Source organism: Actinomyces sp. Z5 (genome assembly GCF_003287795.1).
In the GTDB taxonomy this organism is placed as follows: domain Bacteria; phylum Actinomycetota; class Actinomycetes; order Actinomycetales; family Actinomycetaceae; genus Actinomyces; species Actinomyces glycerinitolerans.
Genome location: NZ_QMIN01000041.1, coordinates 1 through 19,674, shown reverse-complemented (window position 1 = coordinate 19,674; position 19,674 = coordinate 1). Strand labels below are relative to the sequence as shown.

General features: G+C 68.6%; 14 protein-coding genes. 3 read left to right on the top strand and 11 right to left on the bottom strand.

Going from position 1 to position 19,674, the window contains the following annotated elements; genetic code table 11:
- The first annotated feature begins 232 nt into the window (after positions 1-232).
- A complete protein-coding gene (epsC, locus tag DRB06_RS16030) occupies positions 233-808 on the top strand; it encodes a serine O-acetyltransferase EpsC (protein WP_108966437.1) in 576 nt (191 codons plus the stop codon).
- Positions 809-912: 104 nt separating this feature from the next.
- Here epsC and DRB06_RS04660 read toward each other — a convergent pair whose 3' ends face one another.
- From DRB06_RS04660 to DRB06_RS04610, 11 genes are all read right to left on the bottom strand, one after another.
- On the bottom strand, positions 913-1,497 hold the full coding sequence (locus DRB06_RS04660; RefSeq protein ID WP_111819249.1) for a DJ-1 family glyoxalase III: 585 nt from the start codon (positions 1,495-1,497) through the stop codon (positions 913-915).
- A 52-nt stretch (positions 1,498-1,549) separates the two neighbouring features.
- Entirely contained in the window at positions 1,550-3,019 is a 1,470-nt protein-coding gene (locus tag DRB06_RS04655) for an alpha-amylase (protein WP_111819255.1), read from the bottom strand.
- Between the two features lie 105 nt (positions 3,020-3,124).
- Complete coding sequence (locus DRB06_RS04650) at positions 3,125-6,610, bottom strand: ABC transporter ATP-binding protein/permease (RefSeq protein ID WP_073327321.1); 3,486 nt, start codon at positions 6,608-6,610, stop codon at positions 3,125-3,127.
- Positions 6,611-6,866: 256 nt separating this feature from the next.
- Positions 6,867-7,769 (bottom strand): Sir2 silent information regulator family NAD-dependent deacetylase, encoded by a 903-nt coding sequence (locus tag DRB06_RS04645; protein WP_258522143.1) that lies wholly within the window; start codon positions 7,767-7,769, stop codon positions 6,867-6,869.
- A 105-nt stretch (positions 7,770-7,874) separates the two neighbouring features.
- Positions 7,875-8,690: a S9 family peptidase gene (locus tag DRB06_RS04640; protein WP_258522142.1), complete on the bottom strand. Its 816-nt coding sequence runs from the start codon at positions 8,688-8,690 to the stop codon at positions 7,875-7,877.
- 25 nt (positions 8,691-8,715) lie between these two features.
- Positions 8,716-9,555 carry a S9 family peptidase gene (locus tag DRB06_RS04635; RefSeq protein WP_111819247.1) on the bottom strand — a complete coding sequence of 280 codons (840 nt, stop codon included), beginning with the start codon at positions 9,553-9,555 and terminating at the stop codon, positions 8,716-8,718.
- Positions 9,552-10,049, bottom strand: coding sequence for a methylated-DNA--[protein]-cysteine S-methyltransferase (locus DRB06_RS04630; protein WP_111819246.1), 498 nt, complete (start codon positions 10,047-10,049; stop codon positions 9,552-9,554). Before DRB06_RS04630 ends, DRB06_RS04635 begins: the two co-directional genes overlap by 4 nt.
- 185 nt (positions 10,050-10,234) lie before the next feature.
- Positions 10,235-12,295, bottom strand: coding sequence for a hypothetical protein (locus DRB06_RS04625; RefSeq protein WP_146750801.1), 2,061 nt, complete (start codon positions 12,293-12,295; stop codon positions 10,235-10,237).
- 102 nt (positions 12,296-12,397) lie between these two features.
- On the bottom strand, positions 12,398-13,327 hold the full coding sequence (locus DRB06_RS04620; RefSeq protein WP_111819244.1) for a GIY-YIG nuclease family protein: 930 nt from the start codon (positions 13,325-13,327) through the stop codon (positions 12,398-12,400).
- A 706-nt stretch (positions 13,328-14,033) separates the two neighbouring features.
- The gene (locus DRB06_RS04615) at positions 14,034-14,804 is read right to left on the bottom strand and encodes a carboxymuconolactone decarboxylase family protein (RefSeq protein WP_111819243.1); all 771 of its coding nucleotides are present in this window, start codon (positions 14,802-14,804) and stop codon (positions 14,034-14,036) included.
- Positions 14,805-15,049: 245 nt separating this feature from the next.
- Positions 15,050-17,500 carry a glycoside hydrolase family 3 N-terminal domain-containing protein gene (locus DRB06_RS04610; RefSeq protein ID WP_181575189.1) on the bottom strand — a complete coding sequence of 817 codons (2,451 nt, stop codon included), beginning with the start codon at positions 17,498-17,500 and terminating at the stop codon, positions 15,050-15,052.
- Positions 17,501-17,768: 268 nt separating this feature from the next.
- Between DRB06_RS04610 and DRB06_RS04605 the strand changes: the two genes are divergently transcribed.
- Positions 17,769-18,215, top strand: coding sequence for a MarR family winged helix-turn-helix transcriptional regulator (locus tag DRB06_RS04605; RefSeq protein ID WP_108966419.1), 447 nt, complete (start codon positions 17,769-17,771; stop codon positions 18,213-18,215).
- 4 nt (positions 18,216-18,219) lie between these two features.
- Positions 18,220-19,605 (top strand): MATE family efflux transporter, encoded by a 1,386-nt coding sequence (locus DRB06_RS04600; protein ID WP_111819242.1) that lies wholly within the window; start codon positions 18,220-18,222, stop codon positions 19,603-19,605.
- Positions 19,606-19,674 lie beyond the last annotated feature (69 nt).

Below are 19,674 nucleotides of genomic sequence, written 5' to 3'. Positions count from 1 at the left end.
GGGCGGCCACGACGTCAACGGCCGCCCGCCGACCCGCCTTCGGTCATGTCCGGCAGCGGATTCGGATACGGTCCGGCGTCGGTGGCGGTGCCCGGGAACAGGGATGCCGCCACCGACGTTGTCCGGACGGATCATCGCAGGTGAGACGTCCTTCGTGGCGCTGCCGAGGTCCTCCAGCCCCGATGTCCCTCTCTGTTGTCCAGCCTCATCAGGCCGTTGTCCAAGGAGCACCATGCAGAAGCCCAGCCGGTCGTTCATCGAGATCGCCAAGGAGGATCTGGCGACCGCACGACGCCGTGACCCCGCGGCACGCTCGAACCTCGAAGTGGCCCTGCTGTACCCGGGCGTGCACGCGCTGTGGGCACACCGCGCCGCCCACCGCCTGTGGCAGGGCGGCCACTACTTCGCGGCGCGTGCGCTGTCCCAGGCGGCCCGCGCCGCCACCGGAATCGAGATTCACCCGGCCGCCAAGATCGGTGAACGCTTCTTCATCGACCACGGCATGGGCGTGGTGATCGGAGAGACCGCTGAGGTCGGCAATGACGTGCTCATGTTCCACGGCGTCACCCTGGGCGGGGTGTCCATGAACCCGGGTAAGCGCCACCCCACCATCGGTAACAACGTGCAGATCGGGGCGGGCGCCAAGGTGCTGGGGCCGGTGACCGTGGAGGACGGCGCGAAGATCGGCGCCAATGCCGTGCTGGTCAAGAACCTGCCCGCCGATCACGTCGGCGTGGGAGTGCCGGCGCGGGCCCGCGACCCGCGCACCGACCCCGAGCTGATGCTCGACCCGACCATCTACATCTGACCGCCGGACGACGGCCTGCCCGACGACGGCGGGGCGCCGGTCCGCTTTGATGCCACCCCGCGGCCGGCTGGCTTATGCCCGTCGGTTGCGGGGCGGAGTCGTCGTCAGTGCTGGTAGACGATGCCGCGCTTGACCGCCTCGACGGCGTCGTCGCCCAGGAAGTGGCGCACGATCTCCAGGCCGAGCTCGATGGCGGTGCCCATGCCGCGGCTGGTGATCAGTTCGCCGTCGACGACGACCGCGGCCTCGCTGGTGCGGGCGCCGTGCTCCGCCAGAACCTTCATGAAGTTCGGGTTGGAGGTGGCGTCACGCCCCTGAAGCAGCCCCAGTTCGGCCAGGATCGACGGGGCGGCGCAGATGGCGGCCACGGGCCGGCCGGAGCGCATACGGGCGGTGACCTCGGCGGTGACGGTCGGGTCGGCCTTGAGGTTGGGCGTGCCGGGGATGCCGCCGGGCAGGAACACCAGGTCGTAGTCCGCCAGGTCCACCTCCGCCAGCAGTGCGTCGCAGGTGAGCACCACCTGGTGGGAGGAGGTGACGGTGAGCGAGTCGCCGACGGCTACCAGGTCGGCGCGGATGCCCGCGCGGAACAGCACATCGACCACCGCGAGCGCCTCCACCTCCTCCAGGCCCGCGGCGATCAGGACGGCGACCTTCTTGTCGGTGGCAAGCTTGCCGGGTGTGGGCATGGTTCCTCCTTGAGTGCGGTTGAGCGCGATGCGGCGGCGTCGGGCCGCGTCTTCAGCGTACGCGGACCAGCCGGGTCATGCCGCGGTCGATGATCGGGCGGGCGGAGGCGGGCACGTACACCGACAGCCCCGTCTCACTGACGGAGAACTCGGCGCTGCCGTCGCCGCCGATGGTGACCGCCCCGTGGCCGCCGATCGCGCAGATCCACCGCTCCCCCGCGTGTCGGGCGCCGACGTACAGGCGCTTGCTGGCGGCCACACCGGTGGACAGGACGACGGCGAGCCCGGAGCCGGGGTGGGCGTCGTCGCCCTCGCGGGCGAAGCCGACCAGGTCGGCGGCGTTGAAGACGTCGTGCTGCGGGCCATAGGCGAGGCTGCGGCGCAGCCGCATGAGCAGGGGCAGTTCAAGGCACGCGGACATGTCGCCGGTCTCCGGGGCGCCGAATAGGTCGCCCCAGAACACGCAGGGGGTGCCGGCCTCCCGCAGCAGGATCAGCGCGTAGGCGGCGGGCTTGAAGCCGGGTTCGACGAATGACTGCAGGGACTGGCCGGGCTGGGTGTCGTGGTTCTCTACGAAGGTGATGGCGTGATCGGGGTCGGCCTCCACCAGGGTGCGTTCGAAGATCTTCGACAGGTCGAAGCGGTCCTTGAAGGAGGCGTGGTACAGCCGGTAGTGCAGCGGGGTGTCGAACATGCTCATGATCGGCTCCTCGCCCAGGTAGGCGCACAGTTCCTCGGCATCGCGGGACCAGAACTCGCCGACGGCGGGGACCTCCCGCCCGGTGGCCTCGCGCAGCGCGGGCAGCCAGCGGCGGTAGAACTCGCGGCTCATGTGCTTGAGCGCATCCAGCCGCACGCCGTCGACGCCGGTGGTCTCCAGGTACCAGCGCCCCCAGCTGATCAGTTCGTCGGATACGCGCGGGTTGTTGAGGTCGACGTCCGCACCCATGAGGTAGTCGAAGTTCCCCCGCTCATCGGTGACGTCCTCGTTCCACTCCTTGCCCTCGAACAGCCACACACTGTTGCGGCGGGTGCGCTCGTCCCAGTCGGTGCCCAGGAAGCAGGTGTGGTCCCAGGTGAAGTCGGAGTAGGTGCCGTGGCGACCGGGGAAGGTGAAGCGGGTCCAGGTGGTGATGGTGGTCGGGTCGGCGACGGGCTTGCGGCGGTCGGCGCCGTCGACCTCGGTGGCGCGCACCTCCTCGGTGCCGTCGGCGCCCATCCGGTGGTTCAGGACGATGTCCGCCAGCACGGTCATGCCGGCGGCCCGCAGAGCGGCGACGGCGGCGACGTACTCGTCCTTGGTGCCGTACTTGGTGGGGATGGTGCCCTTCTGGTCGAACTCGCCCAGGTCGTAGGTGTCGTAGACGCCATAACCGACGTCGTTGACGCCCTCCTGGCCCTTGTAGGCGGGCGGCAGCCAGATGGCGGTGACGCCGGAGTCGGCGATGAGGGAGGCATTGTCCGCGAGGAAGCGCCAGTGGCTGGAGTCGGCGGCCATGTCCCAGGCGAATCCCTGCAGCATGATCGGGTTCTCGCGCCCGCCGAAGCCGATGGTCGTGCTGTCACTCACAGGGGCAGCCTACCGGAGGGCTGTACCGGTCATCGTCGGCGCTACGCGCAATGGACTTCACTCAGAGCGCAGCGCCTCCACCGGGTCCTCCCGGGCCGCCTTACCCGACGGGATCAGGCCGGCCAGCACCGTGAGCCCCACGGAGATGAGCACCAGGATGATGCCGGCGCGCACCGGCAGTTGGGCGATGGACTCCACCCCGAAGCGCCCGTATATGAAGGCGTTCAGCGGCAGGCTCACCAGCAGGGTGATGCCCACCCCCATGAGGCCGGCCATGAGCCCCTCAATGACGGTTTCGGCGTTGAACACGTGGCGGATGTCGGAGCGGGAGGCGCCCACGGCGCGCAGGATGCCGATCTCCTTGCGGCGCTCCAGCACGGAGATGTAGGTGATGATGGCGATCATGATGGAGGAGACCACCAGGGAGATGGCCACGAAGGCGATCAGCATCCAGGAGATGATGTTGACGATCCGGGTCACCGAGCTCATCAGCACGCCGACCACGTCGGTGTAGGTGATGACCTTGTCGTCATCGCCGGCGGCCACCTGCGTGGCGTTGTAGTCGTCCAGGATCTGCTTGACCGCATCCTTGGACTCGAAGTCCTTGGGGTAGATGTCGATCTCGCTGGGGTTTTCCAGGTCCGCCCAGCCCAGCGCGGTCAGGTTGGTCTCGTAGGTGGCGGGCTCGGTGGTCACCAGCGTGCTGAGCAGCTGGCTGAGCTCCTCCGGAGTCATGTCCAACTGGAACGCCTGGGCGAAGGCGTCCGGGTCCACGCTGACGGCGTCGGCCAGGTTGGTGGCCAACTGTGTGGTGGCGGCCTCGATCTGGGCGGTTATCTGCGTCTGGATGGCGGTCATCATCTGGCTCATGGCGGTGGCCATGGCCTGCTGCACGGCGCTGGACAGGGCACTGGTGATGGAGCTGGTGACGGCCCCGGCCACCTGGGAACCGATCTCCGCCACCAGCTGGTCGCGCACGGCGTCGGAGATATCGGCGACGGCGGGGTCGGATCCCAGGGCGGTGGTGAGGTTCTCGGTGAGCTTGGTCGAGTCGATGACGTCATCGGAGCCGAGGGTCTGCGCGATGGTGCGCTGCACGTCCTCCTGGGAGAGGTAGTCGGTCACGAGCGTGCCCAGGTCGGGGTCGTCGTCGGGGTCGTCGGGGTTCTCACCGGCCGCGTGTTCGCCGTAGTAGTCGGTGAATCCGGCGATCAGCCCGTTCATCATGGTGGCGACCTGCTCGTCCGCCCCCTCCTTGATGACGCCGTCGGACAGGGCCTGGGTAATCAGGGTCACGTAGTCGACGTCGGCGAGCTGGGGGAACTGCTGCTCCAGGTCGGTCAGGCTCAGTGACGACAGGTCCAGGGCCGACAGGTCCACGTCGGGCTGGGCATTGGCCAGACCGGACAGGTCCAGGCCGGAGAAGTCCATCTGAGTGGTGTCCAGGCCGGACAGGTCGATGCCCGACAGGTCCATGCCGGAGAGGTCCAGGGCACTGGAGTCGATCTGGAAGGCGGCCCGCAGCTGGGACTCGTCGATATCGAACAGGTTGGTGAAGTCGAATTCGGTGTCCCCGGTGGCGTCGGCCTCCTCGGCGAAGGTCTTGCCGGTGAACACGTCCACCTCCGGGTCGGCGAGCTGGGCCTTGACGATTTCGGAGTCGGCGGCCTGCTCCACCAGGTGCTCGGTCAGCGCGGGGGTGTAGTAGACCCCGGGGACGAGCGAAGCCTGGGTGCCTTCCGCGCGCGCAATCCCGACCACGGTCATCGTTTCGCCGTCGGCAACCAGATCGGACATGAAGGCGGCGTCGGTGGACTTGTCGGTCCACACCTGGTACTCGGCGTCGTAGGCGTAGTGCTCGTATGCGGGCACGAGGCTCAGGGTGCGGCCGATGAGGTCGTTGTACGCGTAGGTGCGCTCCGCATCGGGGTCGGCGGAGTCGCCTGCGCCTGCGGTAGCGGTGGAAGTCGCGCCGGCGGTGGCGGTCGGCCCCGCTGTCGCGTCTGCTGCCGCGCTCGCGGTGGAGTCGGCGGCGGTATCCGCGGCCATTGCGCCGCCGGTCGTGGTGGCGCCGGGCAGGCTGCCCGCCATCCCCGACACGTAGGTCTGCACCAGCTGCTCCAGCTCATTGTGCTCGCGCAGGCCGAGCGCGTACTCGGTCAGGTCGCTCATGCGGCCGTCCTCGGGCAGGACGATGACCAGTTCGTTGTACGCGGTGGGCCAGCGGCCGGCGGCGACCTCGTACTGGTCGGCGTACAGATCCGTATCGGTGGCCAGCTGCTGGAAGGCGGTCATTTGCATGGTGGCCGTCATGGCTCCGAAGCTGGAGAAGGCCGTATCCGGGTTGACCTGGGTGGGCATCTGTCCGGCGGAGTCGGCGTCGACCGGCAGGTACAGCTGCGGGGTGACGTCGTAGAGGTACTCGATGGCGTTGGTGTAGGTGGAGACGTTGCCGCCGTCGGCGTCGAAGTAGGACTTGAGAGAGGCCAGGTCGTTGGTGTTGGCCGAACCGAGCATGTTGCTCAGGGCACGCCGCTCCCCCACCACGCCGTCGGGCAGGTCGTCCTGTGTGGTGGTCTCGGTGGCCTGGGCGATCAGGGAGGTGTAATCCATGCCCAGTCGCTCGATCTGCAGCGGGTAGGAAGAGAGGGTCTCCTCCTCAGTGCGGGCGATGTAGGCGTTCACCCCGTTGGCGAGCGCCAGGATCAGGGCAATACCGATGATGCCGATGGACCCCGCGAAGGAGGTCATCAGGGTGCGGCCCTTCTTGGTCATCAGGTTGCTGAAGGACAGCGACAGGGCGGTGAGCGGCCCCATGCGAGTGCGCCGCGGCGGCCGGGCCTCGCGGGCGTCGTCGGCCGCAGGCGTGTAGGGCGCGGTGTCTGAGGTGATGCGCCCGTCGGCGAGCTCGACGATGCGAGTGGCGTAGTCGTGGGCGAGCTCGGGGTTGTGAGTGACCATGATGACCAGCCGGTCGGAGGCGACCTCGCGCAGCAGGTCCATCACCTGGATGGAGGTGGTTGAGTCCAGGGCGCCGGTGGGCTCGTCGGCCAGCAGGATCTCCGGGTCGTTGATCAGGGCGCGGGCGATGGCGACGCGCTGCATCTGGCCGCCCGAGAGCTGGCTCGGTCGCTTGTGCACGTGCTCCGACAGCCCCACCTGGTCCAAGGCCTCCAGGGCCCGGCGGCGCCGCTCCCCACGCGAGACGCCGGTCAGGGTCAGGGCTAGCTCTACGTTGGCCAGCACGCTCTGGTGCGGGATGAGGTTGTAGGACTGGAAGACGAAGCCGATGCGGTTGTTGCGGTAGGCGTCCCAGTCGCGGCTGCGGTAGTCCTTGGTGGATACGCCGTCGATGACCAAGTCCCCGGAGTCGAAGTGGTCCAGGCCGCCGATGATGTTGAGCATGGTGGTCTTGCCACTGCCGGACTGGCCGAGCACCGCGACGAACTCATTGTCCCGGAAGGACACGGTCACGCCGTCGAGGGCGGTCTGGTCGAGTGAGGCGGTGCGATAGGACTTGGTTATCTCGTGCAGCTCAAGCATGGGCACTCCGGAGCGGGGGTCGAGTCCCGAACCCTATGCCGTTTTCCTGAAAGAACCAACAAAGCCGTGCTGCAAACACCGGCTTCCCGGCTCCTTCGCTCCGCCCCCGCCGACCCCAGTCACGTGGCTCATCGTCCGAGCATTGTCACAAACCGGGACAAACACCCGCCCTGGCGCCCCGCCCCGATTCAGAAACCGCATGATTCCAACGATCTGTGACCGACGATCAGCGGCCAAAAGCTCGTTTGTCCCGGACTCAGACAATCAGCCGCTCGCGCAGGGCCGCCAACGCGGCACCGAGGTCGGCGTCGATGAGGATGGAGCGGTCGGCGATCTCGCGGGGCGTGCCTGGCTCCAGTGACAGCGCCGCGTAGGTGGCCTCCGGGTTTTCATGCACGCGCCGCCAGAAGGGGTACTTGATGATGCCGGGCGTGTTCATGCCCACCCCGAGCTCGAGGTGGAGCACGCGCCCGGCCTGATGGGTGTCGGCCCAGGCGACGTAGCGCTCGGCGGCGGCATACCAGCCGGCGTCCTGAACGAAGGTGTCGTCCGAGCGCAGGTTGGTGGTCAAGGGTTCACCGCAGCGCGGGCAGGTGGGCAGCAGACGCGTGGGCACGCGCATCGGGGTACCGGCGGCGGCTCCGGCCCGCTCAGCGGCGTCCATGGCGACGACGGCGTCGTGGTTGTCATGGGTGTCCTGGCTGCAGGGCACGGAGCACTGGAACAGGCCGTAGTCGCCCTGGGTGTAGAACAGGCGGTCCTTGGGGAAGCCGGAGTTCTGAAAGCGGTGGTCGACGTTGGTGGTCAGCACGAAGAAGTCGCGCCCGTCCAGCAGGGCGTACAGGTCGCGGTAGACGGCGCCGGGCCCGGACTCGTAGCGCTGGAGGAGGATATTGCGCGCCCAGAAGGCCCACTTCTCCTCCGGCGTGGGGAAGGGGTAGAAGCCGCCGGAGTAGGCGTCGGTGATGCCGCGGGCGGCGTGGAAGTCGGCGAAGCGCGCCTCGAATGCGGGGCCGGCGTGCGCGTCGCCGTCGGCGACCGACAGCCCGGCGCCGGCACCGACGAGGACGGCGTCCGCGCCGGCCAGTGCCTCGGCGAGGCGGTCAATACGGGCCAGGTTGGCGGCGTCGAGCGGCGGAGTCGGCGGGGTGGTAGTCACCCGGGCGATTATGGCGATTCGAGGTATTTTGGGCAAGGGTACAGCCCACAGCCGTGCATCTCCGGTCCAGCGCCGCCCGGCCCGCACCGGCCGGCGGCCTCGGCCTCAGTCGTCCAGGATGCCCGCCCAAACCAGGAAGTCCACGGTCCGCCCCACCGCCGTCTCGTAGTTCGCATCCCCGAAGCCATGGCCCGCCCCCGAAATGCGCTCCAGGCGGGCGTCGGGAAGGGTGCGGGCGGCCGCCTGCGAGACGGCGAGCGGCACGTCGGCGTCCGCGTCGCCGTGCACCAGCAGCACCGGGGAGCGGTAGCCGCGCATGGCGGCCTCCACGTCCCGGCCCCACAGGTCGCGGGCGAAGTCGCGCCCGAGGATGATGTCGCGCCCGTCGACCCGGGAGGTGAAGGTCTCCGGCACCGCTGCGAGTCTCCCGAAGCGGCGCCGCAGGGAGGCCGGGGCCGCGAGCGCCGGGTACCACAGTGTCAGCGCGGCGATCTGCGCCGGGTGGTTGGCGGCCGCGAGCATCGCCACCAGCCCGCCCTGGCTGCGGCCGAACAGGGCGGTGCGGGCGGCGTCGACGAAGGGCCAGGTGCGGGCCATGCCCAACACCGCCTCCAAGTCGGCCTGCTCGGTGCCGATGGTCATGGCGGTGGTGGGCCCCGCCGTCGGGGCCCCGCCCCCGCGGAAACTGGGGGCGATGGTGACGGCGCCCACGACGGCCAGGCGCTGGGCGACCGGCGCCACGCGCAGCCCGGACTCCCCCAGCCCGTGGCAGCACACCACCAGCGGGGCGCGCACCCGCCCGGCTGCGGCGGCGCGGGGCACGTATGCCAGGGCGTGGACGAGCCCGCCCGGGGCGGCGCCCGTGGCGGGCACACGTGCGGTCAGCTCGCGGGCGAGGTAGTCGTTCGTCTGGTCTTCCACCTCGGCTCCCGGCCGGCCGCCGGCCTCACGCACGGGCGTCGCCCACGAGGCCGGCGGTGCGCAGGTGGGCTGTGGTGGCGTCCAGCGCCTTCGTCAGGTCGGCGCCGTGGAAGCCGTGGTCCGCCCCGTCGATGGGCAGGAAGCGGGCGTCGGTGTAGGTCTCGGCGGCACGTGCGCCGTAGGCGACGGGGACGAGGGAGTCATCGGTGCCGTGGATGATGAGCGTCGGTCCGGGATAGCTACCGATCTGCGCGTAGACGTCGAGGTCCCACACGTCTTCGGCGTAGCGGCGCCCCAGGCGCTGCCCCATCCAGGCGAAGGTCTCGCCCACCCCGTCCAGCGAGCCGAGGCCCCGGTGGAGGTCGTCGGCGATGCACAGGGCCGGGTACCAGGCGACCAGTGCCGCCACCTGCGCTGGCCGGCGGGCGGCGGTGAGCATGGCGACGGCGCCGCCCTGTGACTTGCCCAGCAGGGCGATGCGCTCCGGGTCGATGCCCGCCCAGGGGCCGGAGTCGGCCCCGGCGCCCGCGCGTGCGGCATCGAGCACGGCCTCGAGGTCTGTTACCTCCGTGAGCACGCTCATGCCGGTCATGTCGGCGCCGGCCCAGCCGCCGTTGAAGGTGAAGCGGTAGGTCGCCAGGCCGAGGGCGGCCAGGTGGTCGGCCACGTCGGCGGTGCCGTGCAGCGAGTCCGTGAAGCCGTGGCAGCAGATCACCAGCGGGAGGCGTCGTTCGGGAGTGGCGCCGACGCCGTCACCCGCCGCGTCCGGGAGGGTGAGCACGCCCTCCATGGGGACGCCCTGGGAGACGACGTCGAGGCGCTCGCGCCGTAGGCGGGGGCTATCCCGGGGAGGGAAACGGGTCATGCAATCATCACTCCTTCCAGCCGCAGCAGGGCGGCCTTGCGGTCGGGCCCGCCCGCGTAGCCGGTCAGGGACCCGTCGGCGCCGAGCACACGGTGGCAGGGCACGAGGATGCTGACCGGGTTGCGGCCGACGGCGGAGCCGACGGCGCGGGCGGAGGTGGGGCGGCCGGTCGCGGCGGCGAGGTCGGCGGCGATGCGCCCGTAGGTGGTGGTCTGCCCGCGTGGGATGGTGCGCAGCCGGTCCCAGACGCGCCGTTGGAAGTCGGTGCCGCCGGGCGCCAGGTCGGGGGTCGGGCCGGGGTCTTCTCCGGTGAAGTAGTGCTCTAGCCAGGCCCGTGCGGCCGCCAGTGCGGCGGGCTCGTCCGAGTCGCCCGCGGCCACGGGCCGGGCGTCGTCGGCGAGTCCGGCGCGGTCGTGGCGCTGCCCGTCGAACCAGACGCCGACGACGGCCCCGCCGTCGGGCAGCCCCTCCCCCGCGGCGGCGGCGAGCGTCATGGGGCCCAGCGGGGAGTCGAAAGCGCAGAGGTATTTCGTGGCCGGTGGCACAGCCTCTGACTGTACTCGCGTCCCCACGCCCGCCGGTAGCGGCCCGAGGGCGCCATCGACGGCGCCGCCGGCGGGCGGATCGGCGACGGCGCGAGTGATCGGCCCGGCTGCTGCGCCGCCATCTGCGCGAGTTGTTAGGAGGCCGGGTGCTGGACGGGCGGTCGAGGCAGGCTCCATGCGGCGCCGCTCTCTGGCGCGATCGGCTGCCATCCCTGCTCCCAGTTCTGCGGGTCGGGCAATCCGCGGTGGTACAGGACGGTGCATTCGTCGTTCGGTTCACCGGCGTGGGCGGCGATGAGGAGGACGGTGTCCTGGTAAGGCGCCGTGGCGCCCGCGCCTCCGCGGGGATCGATAACGCGGATACTGTCCATCTGCGCGATGAGGCGGTGCCGGAGCCCGGTGTATTCCGGTTCCTCAATCAGGGCGGCGTCGATGACGAGGGCAATAACGCCGTAGTCGGGGATGTGCTCGCACGCCCAGGTCAGTATGCGCGTGTCCATATTGGCCGGTGTCGGAGCTCCGGCGGCGTCGTATGCGGCGGCGAGCCTGGCGTCCAGGGCGGCGTACCGTGATTCCCGTACCTCGGCGGCCGCTTGCCCGCGGGGCGGGTTGCAGACGATTACGCGGGGTGGGTAGTGGCAGATGGTGGCCTTGTCGAACTCGTCCTGCTCGAACCATGTGGGCTGGAGGGGGTAGGTGGTGGCGTACAGGCGTTGCGGCACCGGGCCGAGTGCCGGCAGGTCCAGGAGCAGGGGATCGGCGAGGACCCGCAGTGGCAGCTGGAGCTCGGCGTCGGCGAAGGGGCTCCAGCCCGGTTGGGTCGGCCAGCCCTGCGCCTCCTGAGCGATCTCGATTCGTGTGTTGGTGAGGTACCTGGACATGACGCCGGGGCTGATCGTGTGCGCATCGCCGCGAGGCCACATGGTCTTCGCCGTCTGCTGGCTGACGGCTCCGGGGATGTAGAAGCGTGAGAGAAGTTCGCCCGCTCCGGTCATCGGGTCGAGGACGTGGGCGTGCTGGGGGTTGCGCAGCCCGAAGGGGCGCAGGTAGCGCAGAGCCATCTCGTCGGCGGCCCATGTGAGGGCGTCGGCGAGCACGTCCGGCAGAGGGGCGTTGATCCTGCTCATGGCCTCGGGGAAGACGGGATTGAGGAAGTTCGCGACGAACTCGTCGAACAGCGCCGTGCGGAAATGGCGGTCGGAGTCGATCCAGCTGCGGCGTTGGACGAGGGAGCGCAGGTCGTCCAGCGGAGCGAGCAGCTCGAGAATCCGCTCGTTGGGCATTGGCGCCTGGATGAGTTCGAGCAGTGAGCGCATGCTCTCGATGTCCCGCGGCCCCCTGATGCGGTATTCCGCCGCGGTAAGGCCGGAGGGCTCACGCAGGAGATTGCCGGTGAGGACGGCCTGGACGGTGAGTTCCTCCGCCACTCGCCGCTCCCCCACGATGCCGGCGTCGCGCTCAAGCGCAGTGAGGAGTGCGCGGATCCACGGGTCACTCCGGCGCAGGCGCAGCTGGTCGGCGAAGAAAGCATCCAGGTCTGCGCGAACCGTGCGTCCGATGCTGGCCCAATGTTCCCAGTCCACGGGGCCGACGATGTCATCGGCTACCTGGACCAGTGCCCGGTCGCGCTCGGAGCCGGCCGCCGTGCCGGCGTGGAGGATGGTCGTCTTATCGGGCAGGGTGTAGCCCTGCCCGCCGCGTCCGGCCGCGAGATTGTCCGAGTCACGCACCGGATAACTGGACGGCACCTGCCGCACTCGGGCGAGCAGCGAGGCCGTCGGCGCCGGGGAATCAGCCGTGCTGGGCGCCTGTTGTCCGGCGATGACGGGTACGACGACGTTGAGGCGGCTTGCGTGCACGGGAATGCACAGGGCGTTACCGAGCATGGTGGTCAGCTCCGCGTCGCTCAACTCCGGCGGCACCACGAGCGTGGCTCCGCGCAGGCCGCCCCGGGCTGCTGCGTCACGTGCTTGCGTGAGCGGCTCCTGCTCGGAGACGATCGCCACCGCCACGCTCGCATCGTTGATCGCCACCGGTTCGGTGACAGGATCCATGAGCTGCGCCGGAACCAAGCTGCACTCGGAGCCGAGCAGACCCAGCCGCCCCGAAAGCCGCGCCTGCCCGCGAGCACGCCGCACTCGGTCCTGATCTAGGTCCATCGCTGATCTGGGCGCGAAGCCCTCCATACCGGTCATGAAGCCAGGCTATGACGCAGGTCCGACACGAACTCGGGGTCGTTAACCGGCCGCACCGCTACCCCGCCGTCGGGGCCGCTGGACCGATGCCCAGCCTTAGCCCTAGTCGACCTCCTCGCGTTCGCGCTCCGGCACAGAGTTATATCCGTGAGGGCTGCGGCTATCTGGGTAGTACACAGAACCCAAGGTGTCCATCCACCAGTGCTCGCGGTGAATGATATCTTTCGCGGTTGCGTGCATGTCGAAGATCTCCAGAATCGAGTACTGGAAGTTCTGCTCGATGTACTCCGGTGATAACTCCCGAAGCCTCTTGTTACCTCCAGAGTGGTCGCCGCATGCATACTCAGACCAGCGGGACAACAGACCACGGTCGCCGCCATGCCGCGAATAGGCAGAACCGACGTAATGCCATCCGTTACGCGTATCGGTTTGCAAGTATACCGCTTGAATGCTTCCGAGCGCGGCACGCCAGCTTTCATCCCTAACAGCCGCTCTGAGCTGGGCATGCGAAAGTCGCACACGGTCATACCCGGGGAAGGGCATTGCCGATACCGGCGAGTCGGCGATGCGCACGACCGTCATCGTCTCAGTGAACCCCTCAAGATGTGTCGCTTTGGAGAGGTCGAAGTCAATGCCCATGTAGCCCCGCTTACGCCTATACCTGGCGACAAGTCTCGCTGCAAGCGGAGTAAACCGGGGGTCCGGATCGAGGCGATAAAGCTCATCACCGCCCGAGCTATATAAATCACCGCGCACGAACACGCCAATGAACAGCCAGAGATCTCTGTGGCCATCATCTAGTTGAATGAACTGTATTACCCTCTCTCCATTAATGTTCTTCGCGCTCTTCCCATCGCCCGCCCATCGCCTCTTGGATATATGCTGCATCAGCTTCTCTGGCTCCTGGTAGTAGGCTTCAATGACCGGAATACTGAAGCCCCTGTTGCTATTTAACCTGACCGAGTATCGACTCAGCTCATCTTTGGGGATACCGAGAAGTTCGAAGAACTTGATGGGAGGCTGCTCGCTCATTAATGACGCCTATCAACGTTGACGGGTGGGGTGCCACAAAGAGCATACACGCAAGCCGCATGCGTATGTTGCTCCACCTGCAAGGCGGCGTGGCACAGCATCGCGGCCAGAACTTCGGGTCCTGGGGTGCGGCGGCCGTACCTGACTTGTCGTCCGGGTCCTGGTGAAATCAGAAACGGGCGCACGCAAGGCAAGTCACACTCTGCGGCCCACGGCTCGTGCATCTGAGTCGGCGACCGCACTGCGGAACCCGCGAAAACGCGACGAACACCTCCCGGTCGCGTAGGGTGCTTGCGACTCGTGAGGCGATTTCCTGCTGCCGTCGGACGCCTGACGCATTTGCTGACCGCGCCTACTACGCCGGTTGACGGTCCGCTGCATGCCCCGGGCCCCTTAAACAAACCACCAACCGGCACACCCAAGGGGGAGATTGCGTAGTAAACCGCGAACAAGCGTAGTAGACGACGCAGCCAAGTGCGCAGACCCCTCCGCCAAGCGCGAGCCCGCCTACGCCCTGCGGCAATCTGCACGGCCCATGCAGCCATCCACGCCTAGGCGGCTACACCGACCGACCTCGGCACGTAACATCTACCGACCTCAGCGGTTATATCGACCGACCTCGGTACGTAACATCTACCGATCTCGGTGGTTATATCAACCGATCTCGGTGAGGGGAGGGCAGCGAGCCAGCCAAGGGGCGGTCACCTCACCGGTAGGCCTCTGAGGAGGCGTTTGGGTCGTAGTTCGCCACCAGCACCAGGCCGGTCAGGGCGTAGGGGCCGCCGATGTAGGGCATGGCCTGCACCAGGGCGGCGGCGACCTTCTGCCGGGTGTTGCCGGCCTTGATCGCCCCGGCCACGTGCGGCGTCAGCTGGGTGGCGGCGCCGAGGGCGGCGATGGCCACCAGGCTGATGATCTCCCGCTCGGCCACGCTCAGCACCCCGCGGGACTCGACCTCGCCGAAGCCGACGGCCGTGAGCAGGTGCGGCACCTGCGTGTCGAAGGGCGCAGGCAACTTGGCGAAGACGGCCTTGACCTCGTCCCCGTACAGCGGGACCTGGATGGCCGCCCCGGCCTCGTCCCTGTCCTCGTAGGCGACCGTGGCGGCGCCGGCCAGGGGCAGCTCGACCCCGTGCTCGGTGAGCACCTCGTTGACCACGCCGATGGCGTTGAGGGTCTTGGGGTAGCCGATGTAGGGCTGGCACTGGTAGATGACCTCGCGCAGCTGCTCGGGGGTGGCCCCGACGTTGAGCGCGGCGGCCGCGTGGGCGCGCAGCTGCGGCAGGGTCTGCATGGAGGCCAGGCAGGTGACGGTGATCAGCTCGCGCTCGACGTCGGTGAGCACGCCGGCGGAGAAGACCTCGCCGAAGATGTGGTTCTGCAGGGTCTCCATGAGCTCGGGATCGGTGGGGCTGGGCTGGGGCTCGGCGCCGAACAGGCGGGTGAAGGTCTCGATCGCCTCGGGGGGCAGTGCCATGGGGTCTCCTTGGGACTCGTTCGGGTTCTGCTTGGTTGTTCCGCGCCGGGGCGCAGGGCCGACGACGGCGTCGGCGGGCCTGGGCACGATCCTGGCACGGCGCCGACCCCGGCGGACACACCTGAGGGGGTGCCCACCGGGGCCTGTCAGTGCCGCCCGGTCGCCGTACGGGCGGCCCGCTTCAGCAGATCCGCCGCCTAGATTGCCCGGCCCTGGCCCGGGCCGGGCAACCGGTGAGAGCCGGCTCAGACCTCCGGGGCGGGGGCGACGTCGCCCAGCAGGTGGGCTATGCGCACCACCCGGGCGGCCTGCTTCTCGAGCTCGGCGCGGGTCAGCGTTACGGCCGCCGTCCCCTCGCCGCGCAGGGCCGCCAGGATGTCCTGCCGGTCGGCCTCGCAGCCGGGCATGAACAGTTCGTTGCCGGCCTTGATGGTGGCCGAGGCGGTGGCGCGCGGGTTCTTCAGGTCCGTGCGGGCCATGGAGTCGACCACCCAGTCGGTCATGACCAGGCCCTCAAAGCCCCACTCCTCGCGCAGAATGGTCTCCAACAGGTCGGCGGACTCGGAGGTGTGCACGCCGTTGATCAGGTTGTAGGAGGTCATGAGCGCGTGGGGCTGGGCCTCACGTACGACGATCTCGAAGCTGCGCAGGTACAGGTCGCGAGCGGCCCGCTGGGAGACGTGACTGTTGGAGTTCAGGCGGTTCGTCTCCTGGTTGTTGAAGGCGAAGTGCTTGACGGTGACAGCCCGCCCCGGGTGCGCCTGGACGCCGCGGGTGATGCCGGCGGCCATGCGCCCGGCCAGCAGCGGGTCCTCGGACATGTACTCGAAGTTGCGTCCGCACAGGATGGTGCGGTGCAGGTTGAAGGCCGGAGCCAGCCACAGGTGGGCACCGAAGTGATCCATCTCCGCCCCGACCAGGTCGCCGTAGGCGGCGGCTAGCTCGGGGTTCCAGGACTGGGCGATGGCGGTGCCGATCGGGATGGCGGTGGCGTACTGCTCGTAGGTGCGCTCCGGGGTGCGCGGCGCGGCAGCGGCGCCACCGAGCGCGGCGGTGGACTCGTCGTCCATGAGCTCGGCGAACAGGCCGCCCAAGGCCTCACCGAGCGCGAAGGGCCCATCGGCGTCCACACCCACCTGCGGGGACAGGCGCAGGCCGGCAGGGCCGTCGGGCATGATCAGCGAGGGCAGTCCCTCGAAGCGGGTGGTGGTCTGGCCGGCGGCGCCGACGAGTGCCTGCGAGGCCTGGCCGATGATCGACTGCTTCTCGGCGTCGTCGCTGTAGTCGCCCAGGACGATGTAGGACAGGTCGTCGTCGGACAGGTCCTTGACGGAGTCGAGGGCGTCGGTGAGGTCCACGGGGGCGTGGATGTCCTCGCGACGCAGGTCGGCGGCGGCCACGGTCAGCCGCGGGAGGTCGGCCGGCACCTCGACGGCGACCGGTGCGGCCGGCTTGAAGTCGGTGAAGCCGGGGTCCCCCAGGGCGTTATGGAGCTGGCGGACGATGGCGGTCTCCGGCAACTCGACGACGGCGGCGGGCACCGTGTTGCGGCTGGACGCGCCCACGCGCACCACGTAGTTGCCGGCCTCCAGGACGGTGGCGGACTTGGCGGCGTCGAAGGAGGCGACGTCGGTCAGGTCGAAGGTGACGGCGACCTCCTCGGCGGCGCCGGCGGCGAGCTCGCCGGTCTTGGCGAAGGCGGCCAGGGCCTGGTAGGGCTGGTCGAGGTCGTCGGCGGGCACGGACACGTAGACCTGGACGACCTCCTTGCCCGGGCGGGTGCCGGTGTTGGTGACGGTGGTCTTGACGGTGATCTCGGAGCCGACGGCGCTGACCACGGGCGCACCGATGGTGAAGGTGGTGTAGCCCAGACCGAAGCCGAAGGGGAAGATCGGGGCGGTGCCGACGGAGTCGAAGTAGCGGTAGCCGACGTATACGCCCTCGCGGTAGTGGGTGTCGTCCGGGTCGCCGAAGTCGCCCTCGGTGGAGTAGTCCTCCCAGGCGGCCCAGGTGGTGGAGAGCTTGCCGGAGGGGTAGCTCTTGCCGAGCAGGACGTCGGCGAAGGCGTCACCGATCGCGGCGCCCAGCTGGGACAGCAGCAGGATGTTCTTCACGTCCTTGACCGGGCTCAGGTCTACGACGCCGCCGACGTTGAGCACCAGCAGGAACTTCTCGAACTTCGCGGCGAGCGCGGTGATGTCGCGGATCTCGGAGTCGGTTAGCTTGACGTCGCCGGCCTCGGGGTGGCGGTCGTTGCCCTCGCCGGAGTCGCGGGCCACGACGTAGACGGCGGCCTCGCCGTCGCCGTCGAGCGGCAGGTCGAAGGCGGGTGCGGGCTCGACGGCGCCCATGCCGAAGTAGATGGCCGGCTGGCCCGCGGCCTTGGCCTGCGCCTTGAGGTCGGCGACGAAGGTCTTGTGGTTCTCCTCGGCGACGCCGTCGTAGGCGTCGAGCCAGGGCTTGGTGGTGATAGTGAAGCCGGCGTTCTCAAGGCCTTCCTCAAGGGTGACCACGTGGCGGGAGTTGACGTCGCCGCTGCCGGTGCCGCCCTTGATGGTGCGCCGCGCGCCGGCCCCGTACAGGGCGATGCGGCCGGGTGCGGCGAGGGGGAAGGATCCGTCGGCCTTGAGGAGGACCATCGATTCGGGTGCTCCCGCGCGCACCGTTGCCAGGTGGTCGACCTCGTACTGGTTCATGTTCTGCTCCACTGTGAGCTCCTTCTGTCAGGCCAGGTTGTACGTGCGCTCACCGGAGAGCACCCGCTGATCACAATCCTACCGCTCGGTCCATTGTTTGTGAAGAGGTTTAGCACGAGCAATCCACATCCATCCTCGCGCCGGGGTGCAGTTTTCGATGGGCCACCCCAAGACCTGACGCACCCCGGCCGAACACCCCGGAGCCGACCACGACGCCGCATCCCGTATACTATGTCCGAATTCGGACTTGGGTGCTGACGGGAGCCATATGACCACCGCTCTGATGGAGCTGCAACAGACGATCAACGCCATGATCAAACGCGCCGACGACGCCTACCACCGGGCCGCCCGAACGGCGGGGCTGTCAGACGCCGCCTTCGACATCCTCTATGCGCTACATGTCGCGGGCGAGGGCTGTTCGCAGAGTCTATTGTGCGAGCTTTGCTTCTCGCGGAAGCAGACGATCAACTCCGCCATCAAGCGGCTTCAGGAGGACGGCACAGTGCGCCTCGAGTCCGGACCGGGGCGAAGCACGCACGTGTATCTGACCGCGCGGGGGCGCGAACTCGTCACCGAGCGCATCAACCCGATCATCAAAGCCGAGCTCACCGCTCTGGACTCCGTTCCAGCCACTCAGCGCGCCGCGCTCGCAGCCGCCCTGACCACATATACGAGCGCTCTGGTGAGGAGCCTGAACGCAATCGGAGGCGACTGACTCCATGGACATGTCCCAGCACCTGGGGGCGCGCGCACTGCTACGCTTCACGGCCCCTTCCATCGCGATGATGCTCTTCACCTCGATCTACGGGGTGGTCGACGGCCTGTTCGTCGCCAACTTCGCCGGCAAGACGGCGCTGGCCGCCATCACCCTGATCATGCCGTTCATCATGATTCTGGGCACCCTCGGCTTCATGATGGGCTCGGGCGGCAGCGAACTCATCTCCCACACCCGCGGCCGGGGCCACGGCGGGTTGGCGAACCGCTACTTCTCCATGATCGTCTACGTCACGCTCGGGACGGGCATCGTGCTGGCGGCCGTCGGCGCCCTGACCATGCGGCCCGTCGCCCAGCTGCTGGGCGCATCCGGCCAGATGCTGGAGCTGTGCGTGTTGTACGGCAGGATTCTGATGGTCTCACTGCCTGCATTCATGCTGCAGTACGCCTTCCAGACCTTCGCCTCCACCGCGGGCAGGCCCCGACTCGGCCTGTATGTGACGGTTGCGGCGGGCATGACCAATATGGCCCTGGATCTGCTGTTCGTCGGCGTCTTCGGGTGGGGCGTGGCCGGAGCCGCGTGGGCCACCGTAGCCTCGGAGTTGATCGGCGGCCTAGTGCCGTTGGCCTGGTTTGCTCGCCCGAACAGCAGCTTCCTGCGTCTGGGCCGCCCGGTAGGGGACCTGGCCGCGCTGGGTCGAGTCTGCGTGAACGGATCATCGGAGATGATGGCGGTGGTGGCCATCTCGGTGGTCAGCATCATCTACAACCTGCAGTTGCTTAGGTTCATGGGCCCGGACGGGGTGGCCGCCTACGGGGTGGTCATGTACGTCAGCATGATCTTCACCGCGGTCTTCGAGGGCTTCTGTATGGGAGCGGCCCCGCTGATGAGCTACCAGCACGGCGCCGCGAACGATACGGAGAAACGCAGCCTGATGCGCACCTCGCTGGCCATACTCGCCATCACCGGAGCGATGATGCTGCTCGCCTCGCAACTGCTCGCACACCCTCTGGCACTCATCTTCGCCGCGAACGATCGCGGTCTCATGGAGCTGACCGAGACGGCATTGCGCATCTTCTCAGTCGCCTTCCTGCCCATGGGCGTGAGCATGTACGGCTCGTCCCTGTTCACGGCACTGGGCAACGGGCTCGTCTCGGCGGCGCTGGCGGCAGCCCGCACCCTCGGCCTGGAGGTGGGCTCGGTCCTGCTACTGCCGCTGCTGATCGGACCGGTGGGCATCTGGGCCGCGATCATCGTGGCCGAGACTACGGCCACGCTGGCCGTGGGCGTGCTCATCAGGTTGCTGGGGCCTCGGTACGGGCTCCGTGACCGCCGGCCCTTCCCCGCGGAGCAGATGAACAAGTCCGCGTCAAACGCTCTGGTGCCCTGATCTCCACAACCGCGAGAGACGACATGAACAGCGCCCGTCGAGTCACCGACTCAACCAGTGGTTGAGTCG

Excerpts from the sequence above, each read along its gene's own strand:
- DRB06_RS04630 (WP_111819246.1), bottom strand. The coding sequence starts at position 10,049 with ATGACGCTCGCCGCCGCCGCGGGGGAGGGGCTGCCCGACGGCGGGGCC.
- DRB06_RS04620 (WP_111819244.1), bottom strand. The coding sequence starts at position 13,327 with ATGAGCGAGCAGCCTCCCATCAAGTTCTTCGAACTTCTCGGTATCCCC.
- epsC (WP_108966437.1), top strand. The coding sequence starts at position 233 with ATGCAGAAGCCCAGCCGGTCGTTCATCGAGATCGCCAAGGAGGATCTG.
- DRB06_RS04600 (WP_111819242.1), top strand. The coding sequence starts at position 18,220 with ATGGACATGTCCCAGCACCTGGGGGCGCGCGCACTGCTACGCTTCACG.
- DRB06_RS04635 (WP_111819247.1), bottom strand. The coding sequence starts at position 9,555 with ATGACCCGTTTCCCTCCCCGGGATAGCCCCCGCCTACGGCGCGAGCGC.
- DRB06_RS04615 (WP_111819243.1), bottom strand. The coding sequence starts at position 14,804 with ATGGCACTGCCCCCCGAGGCGATCGAGACCTTCACCCGCCTGTTCGGC.
- DRB06_RS04660 (WP_111819249.1), bottom strand. The coding sequence starts at position 1,497 with ATGCCCACACCCGGCAAGCTTGCCACCGACAAGAAGGTCGCCGTCCTG.
- DRB06_RS04655 (WP_111819255.1), bottom strand. The coding sequence starts at position 3,019 with ATGCTGCAGGGATTCGCCTGGGACATGGCCGCCGACTCCAGCCACTGG.
- DRB06_RS04605 (WP_108966419.1), top strand. The coding sequence starts at position 17,769 with ATGACCACCGCTCTGATGGAGCTGCAACAGACGATCAACGCCATGATC.
- DRB06_RS04625 (WP_146750801.1), bottom strand. The coding sequence starts at position 12,295 with ATGACCGGTATGGAGGGCTTCGCGCCCAGATCAGCGATGGACCTAGAT.
- DRB06_RS04650 (WP_073327321.1), bottom strand. The coding sequence starts at position 6,610 with ATGCTTGAGCTGCACGAGATAACCAAGTCCTATCGCACCGCCTCACTC.
- DRB06_RS04610 (WP_181575189.1), bottom strand. The coding sequence starts at position 17,500 with ATGAACCAGTACGAGGTCGACCACCTGGCAACGGTGCGCGCGGGAGCA.